The 4868-nt window shown below is 63.6% G+C and carries 4 protein-coding genes and 2 pseudogenes; 5 read left to right on the top strand and 1 reads right to left on the bottom strand.

Features of this window, described 5'->3' with window-relative positions; genetic code table 11:
• The 4 genes and pseudogenes from WB785_RS03925 to WB785_RS03910 form a co-directional block, all read left to right on the top strand.
• A pseudogene (locus WB785_RS03925) lies at positions 1-132 on the top strand (Nif3-like dinuclear metal center hexameric protein); the annotation flags it as partial.
• Complete coding sequence (locus WB785_RS03920) at positions 132-866, top strand: zinc ribbon domain-containing protein (protein WP_424077382.1); 735 nt, start codon at positions 132-134, stop codon at positions 864-866. The pseudogene WB785_RS03925 and the gene WB785_RS03920, both read left to right, overlap by 1 nt.
• A complete protein-coding gene (locus WB785_RS03915) occupies positions 863-1942 on the top strand; it encodes a bifunctional RNase H/acid phosphatase (protein ID WP_424077381.1) in 1080 nt (359 codons plus the stop codon). The genes WB785_RS03920 and WB785_RS03915 overlap by 4 nt, the downstream gene beginning before the upstream one ends.
• 31 nt (positions 1943-1973) lie before the next feature.
• The gene (locus WB785_RS03910; protein WP_424077380.1) at positions 1974-2918 is read left to right on the top strand and encodes a DMT family transporter; all 945 of its coding nucleotides are present in this window, start codon (positions 1974-1976) and stop codon (positions 2916-2918) included.
• Here the strand turns inward: WB785_RS03910 and WB785_RS03905 are convergent.
• A complete protein-coding gene (locus WB785_RS03905) occupies positions 2895-3611 on the bottom strand; it encodes a 2OG-Fe(II) oxygenase (protein WP_424077379.1) in 717 nt (238 codons plus the stop codon). The two genes, WB785_RS03910 and WB785_RS03905, sit on opposite strands and share 24 nt — an antisense overlap.
• 179 nt (positions 3612-3790) lie before the next feature.
• Between WB785_RS03905 and WB785_RS03900 the strand changes: the two are divergent.
• A pseudogene (locus WB785_RS03900) lies at positions 3791-4868 on the top strand (hypothetical protein); the annotation flags it as partial.

Genomic DNA, 4868 nt, shown 5'->3' with positions numbered 1-4868 from the left:
AGCGAATACCCTTGGTGTGAACAGGCTGCCGATGTCTTGCGGTCGGCTTTCGGCGACGACCTCTCGGTACGCGTGTGCCCGATCCGGACCGATCCGTGGAATGTCGACAACGCCGATGGGGGTGAGCGCTGATGAAAGCCGCAGTCGCACAGCAGCGTTCGCTGCTCGAAATTGCGGAGCTGGACGCCGAACTATCCAAGATCGCGCACCGCGCTGGCCATTTGTCCGAGCGCAAGGACTGTGAGCGACTGCAAACCGATCAGGTCGCCGTCGATGACCGGCTGGGGGCTCTGGTGATGGCGTTAGAAGACTTGGACGCGCAGATATCACGCTTCGAGTTGGAGATCGACGCGGTGCGCCAACGCGAGGACCGGGACCGTTCGCTGCTGCAATCGGTCGCAGACGCCAAGCAATTATCGGAATTGCAGCACGAACTGGACACCTTGCAGCGCCGCCAATCCAGCCTGGAGGATTCGCTGTTGGAAGTGATGGAGCGCCGCGAGCAGCTGGTAGCCGAACAGGCTGCTGAGGTAGCTAAGAGTGAGGCGCTGCAAACCGATCTGGCCGCTGCGCAGCATGCCCTGGACGGCGCACTCGAAGAGATCGAACAAGCCCGCCGTCTTCACTCGACGCGGCGCGATGAACTTACCGCGGCGTTAGATCCTGAGCTGATAGCACTTTACGAACGCCAGCGTGCCGGCGGCGGTCCTGGTGCCGGGGCGCTACAGGGCCGCCGGTGCGGGGCATGTCGGATCGAAATCGATCGTGGCGAGCTGTCCAGGATCTCGGCGGCGGCCGAAGATGATGTGTTGCGGTGTCCTGAATGCGGTGCGATCTTGTTGCGAGTCAAAGGCGTAAGCCAGTGAAGGTCATCGTCGAAGCCGATGGCGGGTCACGCGGTAACCCTGGGCCGGCGGGCTACGGTTCAGTGGTCTGGACAGCTGACCGGTCGACCGTATTGGCTGAAAGCAAGCAGGCGATCGGCCGTGCCACCAACAACGTCGCCGAATATCGCGGACTCGTCGCGGGTTTGGAGGAAGCCGCAAAGCTCGACGCCACCGAGGTCGCGGTTTCGATGGATTCCAAGTTGGTGGTCGAGCAGATGTCGGGGCGTTGGAAAGTCAAGCATCCCGACCTGGCAGAGCTCAACGCGAAGGCGCGGGAATTGGCGTCGCGGTTCGAGCAGATCAGCTACACCTGGATTCCGCGCGCGCAGAACTCCTACGCCGATCGGTTGGCCAACGAGGCGATGGACGCTGCCGCCGAGGCCGAAGCGCCGGCCCAAGTAAGCGAAACCCCGTCGCCGCCAGGCTGGACGGGCGCGCGTGGTACTGCCACCCGGCTGTTGTTGCTGCGCCACGGCCAGACCGAGTTGTCCGTGCAGCGACGCTACTCAGGACGCGGTAACCCGTCGCTGACCGAGCTTGGGTGGCAGCAGGCCGACGCCGCCGCCCGGTATCTGGCGCAACGTGGCGGGATTTCGGCGGTCGTCAGCTCGCCGCTGCAACGCTGCTATGACACCGCGGCGACGGCCGCCAAAGCGCTGGGCTTGGATTTGACCGTCGACGACGACCTGATCGAGACGGATTTCGGCGCATGGGAAGGCCTCACCTTCGCTGAGGCCGACGAACGCGATCCCGAACTGCATCGACAGTGGCTGCGCGACACCAGCACCGAGCCGCCGGGCGGGGAGAGCTTCGATCACGTAAGCCAGCGAGTCTGCCAGGCGCGAGACCGCATACTGGCGGATTATGGCGGCACCACCGTGCTCGTCGTATCGCATGTAACCCCGATCAAAATGCTGCTGCGCCAAGCCCTCGATGCCGGGCCGGGCATCCTCTACCGCCTGCACCTGGACCTGGCGTCGTTGAGCATCGCGGAGTTCTATCCCGACGGGGCGTCGTCGGTGCGGCTGGTGAATCAGACCGGGTATCTGAGTTAGATATCACGGGCATCGGGGTAGGTAGGCATTCATGGAGTGGGCGGCGCATCATGCGGTGGCGATCGGATCGGCGCTGCTTGCTGCGTTCTTTGCTGCGGTCGGAATGGTTGTCCGGCAGCGCGCGATCCAAGCAGAGGCCGCCCACCGGGAGGACTCGGGTGCGATTGTGACGTCGTGGGTTCGTCAGCCAGCATGGTGGGCGGGCACACTGGTTGCGGTTGGCGGGTACGCGTTCCAGGCGGTTGCTTTGGCACATGGGTCATTGCTGCTCGTGCAACCACTGCTAGTGTCCGCACTGCTGTTCGTGCTGCCGCTGGCTGCGAAGTTCTCCAAACACCATGTGACTGTGGGCGATTGGTGTTGGGCATTGCTGCTGACCGGAGCGCTCGCGGTATTCGTCTTAGTCGGCCAGCCTCGTGAAGGCCATTATCGCCCGCCCGTACCCGCCTGGAGCGTGGCGCTGGCCGGCACAGTCCCGGTGGTGATCCTTTGTGTGGTAGCGGCTCATCGGACCTCCGGTCGACTGCGCGCCATGCTGTTGGCCACCGCTGTCGCCGTGTTGGTGGGCTTGATCGCGGTTCTGACGAAAATCAGCACTCATCGCCTCGCTACGCACGGGTGGCATGGACTACTGACGGTGCCGGCCCCTTATTTGCTCATAGTGCTGGCCCTTACGGTAACGGTGTTGCAGCAGTCGGCATTTCACGCCGGCGCGCTGCAAGCCTCCGTACCGGTCATGCTGGTCGGTGAGCCGATGGTCGCGGTGCTGTTGGGTGTCGTGATACTCGGGGAGCATCTGGCTGTCCGTGGTGGCGGAGGACTGATACTGGTGGTGGCGGTTATTGCGATGATCGCTGCCACGATCGCGCTCGGCCGTGAATCAGTTTCTGACACAACACAAGTCGATGAGGAGACCGCACCTATTGCGCCCACGGGATCCGAGGAGGCGCGTTCAAGCGGCGTCGTGAAAGATTAGTCCCAGCGCGTAGCGTTCACCTGAGCGTACGACGGACAGGCCATGGCGCACCGGCGCAGCCGACCAACCGCGAGCCGACTGCACCGGTCGGTCACGGGTGGTGAACAGGTAGCCGTGCCCGTGCGGCAATTGTGTTGCGGTGCCGCGTGATTGGGCTCGCGCCCGCTGTTCGACAAGCATGAACTCCCCACCGGTGTACTCGGTCTCGAAATTGCTCAGGTTGATGACCACTTGAAGCGGAAACACCAAGTCCCCGTATAGATCTCGGTGAAGCGCGTTCCAATCGTTCGCCCCGTATTTGAGGACAAGCGCGGTGGATCTCGTCTGGCCGGCGGCATGGCACATATCCAGCCATTCGTCGAGGCTGTCCGGCCAGGGAGCATCCCGGCCAAGCTTGGCCCACCAGTCCCGGGCGATCGGCAGCAGCCGCGGATACAACGCCTGCTTGAGATGCGCTATCGGTTCCGGATACGGAGCGCGGAAGTATCGATACTGTCCGGAGCCGTAGCGGCGTGGCGCCATGTCGATGGTGGAGCGGAACAATTGATCGTTCGTGTACAGCTTGCGCAGCCGTTGGGTTTCGCTGGGTGTCAAGAGCCGGGGCAGCAGCGCTCCGCCGTAGTCGTCGACGGCATCGGCGATGGCGCTCCAGTCACCGGCGTCGACGCGCTTTTCCCATCGGGTCGCCGGCATCTGTCCTCCCTTCGTCCCCTGTTCTGTAGACGATAAGGATGCCTGCGACGTGAGGATCAATCGTGTCGGTCTCATCCACTTTCGGCTGATGGCTGCGGTGGTCTTGCTGAAACAAAACCCAAGGTTTAGCTTAAGTAGACCTGAGACCAATATAAGTGTGTGGACGGGAAGTACCGGCGATGGCTGATCGACGCGTCAGGAAGCAAAATCTGCACTCGCGCAAAGCGATGATCCGCCGCCGTCGGCGTGCCGTCGGTTTCACCGGCGCGATCAGCGCGTTCCTGACGTTGGGGCTGGGGCCGCTGGCCAACCTGCCGAAAGCCAATGCCGACGTGTTTGATGCGGTCATTGACCAGGTCCTCAATGCGATCAGTGGTTCGTTGGGCGATCTGGCTGCCGTTTCCGGAGCGGTTCCGGAGCTGGGCACTCTGGGCGTGGGTGCCGCCGATGTGGGTTCGGTGGCTGCGGCCAGCCCTGCTGATGCCTGGTGGCAGGTGCTGGAGCAGGACTGGAACGCGTTGGGTCAGCAGGTGGACACCGCGCTCAACACCTGGTTTAACCACGTCGATCCGGCCGCCGATCCCACTGCCGCTGTGCCGATGAGTGAGAATTTGCTGGTCAACCCCAACTTCGAAACGGCCGACCCGTCCGGGTCGGGCTACAGTGGGGTGACCATTCCGGGCTGGACGGAGACCGGCACGCCGACCGTGATCGCCTATGGCACCCAGGGCGGTTATCCGCTCGGACTCTCGACTCCGTTCCCAAAGCTTTTCGACTTTCCACAGGCCGCGCCCCCGGGCGGCGGCGACAATTTCGCCGGCGGCGGACCCGTGGCCACGTCTACCATCAGCCAAACCGTCGACCTCACCGGCGCAGCCGGAACGCCGTACACGCTGAGCGCAGACCTCGGCGGCCAAGGCTTGAACGCGTCCGACGCCTCAGTGCAAGTCACCTTCCTCGACGCCCATGGGGACGTTTTGGGCACCGGCTCGCTCAACCCAGTCACGGTATGGGATCGCCTGGGTATCACCGGGTTTGAGGAACGCGACATCTCCGGGACGGTCCCGGAGGGCACCACCTCCGCGCAGGTGACCACGACCTTCACCGACGAAAACCCGTTCCTCGGCAACTACAATTTCGCCTACGCCGACAACGAGTCGTTCACCGTCGGCGATCCGAGCCTCACCGCGGCGCCGCTCACCCCACCGACGTCCGACGTCGGCCACCGGGATCACGGGTTCCTGATCTACATGGAGA

The sequence above is a fragment of the Mycobacterium sp. genome (assembly GCF_049585075.1).
In the GTDB taxonomy this organism is placed as follows: Bacteria; Actinomycetota; Actinomycetes; order Mycobacteriales; family Mycobacteriaceae; genus Mycobacterium.
The sequence above is the reverse complement of the archived record's forward strand: the minus strand, read 5'-3'. Positions and strand labels throughout refer to the sequence as shown.

Excerpts from the sequence above, each read along its gene's own strand:
- WB785_RS03920 (WP_424077382.1), top strand. The coding sequence starts at position 132 with ATGAAAGCCGCAGTCGCACAGCAGCGTTCGCTGCTCGAAATTGCGGAG.
- WB785_RS03910 (WP_424077380.1), top strand. The coding sequence starts at position 1,974 with ATGGAGTGGGCGGCGCATCATGCGGTGGCGATCGGATCGGCGCTGCTT.
- WB785_RS03905 (WP_424077379.1), bottom strand. The coding sequence starts at position 3,611 with ATGCCGGCGACCCGATGGGAAAAGCGCGTCGACGCCGGTGACTGGAGC.